1 protein-coding gene is annotated in these 1,087 nt (G+C 38.3%); it reads right to left on the bottom strand.

Annotated elements, in window-relative coordinates:
• A partial coding sequence (locus tag EKL98_RS17090; protein WP_148104476.1) for an ABC-F family ATP-binding cassette domain-containing protein occupies positions 1 to 1,087 on the bottom strand: 1,087 nt, incomplete at both ends.

The raw sequence follows: 1,087 nt of genomic DNA, 5'->3' as shown, positions 1-1,087 counted from the left end.
GTGAAACATAAAAGCGCCCAAAATATCTTTAATCTTGGTTCGAACATCTCCCACGGCAATATCATCAATGGTTTCAAAAATCGTTGCATTTTCGTCCAATAAAGCCGCTTGATTTTGTGCAAAATAACCAATTTGTGAATTGTGACCAATTTCTACAGCACCGCTGTCAACGCCAATTTCTTTCATTATGGCTTTGATCATCGTTGATTTTCCTTCCCCATTTTTACCCACGAAAGCTACTTTCTGACCTCTTTCAATCACGATATTGGCATCCTTGAAAACTACGTGATTTCCATAAGATTTTGACATTTCTTTGACTATCACAGGATATTGTCCTGAACGAGCTGCAGGCGGGAATTTCAACTTCAAAGCCGAAGTATCCACTTCATCCACCTGAACAATAACTAGTTTTTCTAGCATTTTTACACGTGACTGAACCGCATCGGTTTTAGAAAATGTGCCTTTGAAACGGTCAATAAAAGTTCTATTATCGGCAATCATTCGTTGTTGTTCATCGTAAGCTTTTTGTTGGTGCAAACGACGGTCTTTTCGCAATTCTAAATAATGAGAATCTTTGGCTTTATAATCATAAATTCGTCCCATTGTCACTTCAATAGTACGATTCGTAATATTATCGACAAAGGCTCTATCATGCGAAATCACCACAACCGCTTTGGCAGAATTGATCAAAAAATCCTCCAACCATTGAATACTTTCAATGTCCATATGGTTCGTTGGCTCATCTAGTAAAATCAAATCCGGTTTTTGCAAAAGTATTTTAGCCAATTCGATTCTCATTCTCCAACCACCCGAAAACTCTGAAGTTTGACGTGTAAAATCTTCACGTTCAAAACCCAAACCTGTTAATATTTTCTCTACTTCAGCTTCGTAATTCACTTCTTCGATGGCGTAAAATTTCTCGCTCAAGTCCGAAACTCTTTCGATCAATTTCATATAGGCGTCACTTTCATAATCGGTGCGAACCGTCAATTGCTCGTTGATTTCATCGATTTCGGCTTTCATACTAAAGATTTCTCCAAAGGCTTTGGATGTTTCCTCCATAACCGTTGCGCCATCTGTCGTTAAT

The organism is Flavobacterium bomense (assembly GCF_003970355.1).
This window is presented reverse-complemented; position numbering and strand designations above follow the sequence as displayed.